The sequence below is a fragment of the Pseudomonas sp. NPDC087817 genome, assembly GCF_044742875.1.
Classification (GTDB): Bacteria; Pseudomonadota; Gammaproteobacteria; order Pseudomonadales; family Pseudomonadaceae; genus Aquipseudomonas.
Genome location: NZ_JBIUVJ010000041.1, coordinates 469 through 2,566, shown reverse-complemented (window position 1 = coordinate 2,566; position 2,098 = coordinate 469). Strand labels below are relative to the sequence as shown.

Annotated in this window: 2 protein-coding genes and 1 pseudogene; 1 reads left to right on the top strand and 2 read right to left on the bottom strand. The window is 58.9% G+C overall.

Annotated features, from left to right (window positions below; genetic code table 11):
- Nucleotides 1-183, top strand: a pseudogene (rmf, locus tag ACIONG_RS21420) (ribosome modulation factor); the annotation flags it as partial.
- Between the two features lie 284 nt (nucleotides 184-467).
- On the opposite strand, the gene ACIONG_RS21415 reads toward rmf, so the two are convergent.
- Both ACIONG_RS21415 and ACIONG_RS21410 read right to left on the bottom strand, forming a co-directional pair.
- The gene (locus tag ACIONG_RS21415) at nucleotides 468-1,487 is read right to left on the bottom strand and encodes a quinone-dependent dihydroorotate dehydrogenase (protein WP_103303881.1); all 1,020 of its coding nucleotides are present in this window, start codon (nucleotides 1,485-1,487) and stop codon (nucleotides 468-470) included.
- Between the two features lie 160 nt (nucleotides 1,488-1,647).
- On the bottom strand, nucleotides 1,648-2,098 hold a 451-nt coding region (locus ACIONG_RS21410; RefSeq protein WP_401302557.1), incomplete at its 5' end, for an OmpA family protein.

Sequence of the window (2,098 nt, the reverse complement as noted above, 5' to 3'; positions counted from 1 at the left end):
GAGCATTTTTGCGCGGATATCAATATGGCGTTGGTCAAATCCCGTGAGCTTTGCCCATTTACTCTACCGTCGGTACGCCAAGCCTGGATCAACGGCTGGCGAGAAGGACGCGGCGACAACTGGGACGGTATGACCGGCACTGCGGGAATCCACAGACTCAACGAACTTCACGCCGTCGGCTGACACAGGGCATTTATTCCGACACGACAATCTGAATTTGTAACGCATTAACCACGCACGTCCTTCCCGGACGGCGGGCTACGGCCCAGGGGCTCCTTCGAGGAGTCCTTTTTTATGCCTGCTTATCCGCAAGGTGATCCTGTGGTGAGGGGATTTATCCCCGACCGGCTGCGCAGCAGTCGCAATCCTGAGCCCCTGATTTTACTGGCACATCGAGGTGAATGGTTTTGGGCTGCTTCGCAGCCATCGGGGATAAATCCCCTCGCCACAAAAGCCCTCGGCAAACCTCAACGCAGTGCGGCGATAGCATCTACCGACTCACGAATCAGCGCCGGGCCTTTATAGATGAAGCCAGAGTAGATTTGCACCAGGCTGGCACCGGCAAGAATTTTCTCGGCCGCGTGCTTGCCTTCGGTGATGCCGCCCGCCGCGATGATCGGCAGACGACCACCCAGTTCACCCGCCAGCACCTTCACGGTATTCGTGCTCTTCTCACGCACTGGCGCGCCAGACAAACCGCCCGCCTCGTCGCCATGTTCCATTCCTTCAACACCGACACGGCTCAAGGTGGTGTTGGTAGCGATCACCGCGTCCATCCCGGTTTCGATCAGGGCCTGGGCGACTTGCGCGGTTTCTTCGTCAGTCATGTCCGGGGCAATCTTGATCGCCAGCGGCACATGCTTGCCGTGACGCAGCGCCAGTTCGGCGCGACGGGTGGCCAGGTCTGCCAGCAATTGTTTTAGCGAATCACCGAACTGCAGACTGCGCAGCCCCGGGGTGTTCGGCGAGCTGACGTTGACCGTGATGTAACTGGCGTGGGCGTAGACCTTGTCCAGGCAGATCAGGTAATCGTCCACTGCGCGCTCGACCGGGGTATCGAAGTTCTTGCCGATGTTGATACCCAGCACGCCTTGGTATTTCGCCGCAGCCACCCGTGCCAGCAGGTTATCCACACCGAGGTTGTTGAAGCCCATGCGGTTGATGATCGCCTCGGCTTCCGGCAGGCGGAAGATCCGTGGTTTCGGGTTGCCTGGCTGCGGACGCGGGGTCACGGTGCCGATTTCGACAAAACCGAAACCCAGCTGCGCGAAGCCATCGATGGCGGCGCCGTTCTTGTCCAGACCGGCCGCCAGCCCCACCGGGTTGGGAAATTCCAGCCCCATCACGGTCACCGGCATTTTTGCCGGGGCCTTGCACAGCAAGCCGTTTAAGCCCAAACGCCCACCCGCGCCGATCAGATCCAGCGACAGATCGTGGGAGGTTTCCGGGGAAAGTTTGAACAACAGCTGACGGGCCAGGGTGTACATGGGCGGCAATGACTCGGGCGGCGAAAAGAGGCGGCGATTATAGCCGGGCATCGACCTGCGGCGCGAGGCGCGAGTATCACTCTGCGCCAAATACGCCTTGCCAAATCGCAGGCAAAGAAAAGCCCGGCCTGAGCCGGGCTTTTCTCGTAGCGGCAGCTAATTACTTAGCTTGAGCTTCAACCTGCGCTTCTACGCGACGGTTTACAGCGCGGCCAGCTTCAGTTTTGTTGTCAGCAACTGGGCGGGATTCGCCGTAGCCAACAGACTGAACGCGGGACGATTCACCACCGTACTGGTTGGTCAGAACTTGCTTAACGGCGTTTGCACGACGCTCAGACAGTTTCTGGTTGTAAGCGTCAGGACCGACGGAGTCAGTGTGACCTTCAACAGTAGTGGTGGGGGATGGGTACTGCTTCATGACGTCAGCCAGGTTTTTGATGTCGCCGTAGCTGTTAGGCTTGACTACCGACTTGTCGAAGTCGAACTTCACGTCCAGCTCAACACGAACAACTTCAGCAACTGCCGGGCAGCCATCAGCGTCAACAGTTACGTTGGCTGGGGTGTCTGGGCACTTGTCAACGTTGTCGCAAACGCCATCGTTGTCGCTGTCG

Excerpts from the sequence above, each read along its gene's own strand:
- ACIONG_RS21415 (WP_103303881.1), bottom strand. The coding sequence starts at position 1,487 with ATGTACACCCTGGCCCGTCAGCTGTTGTTCAAACTTTCCCCGGAAACC.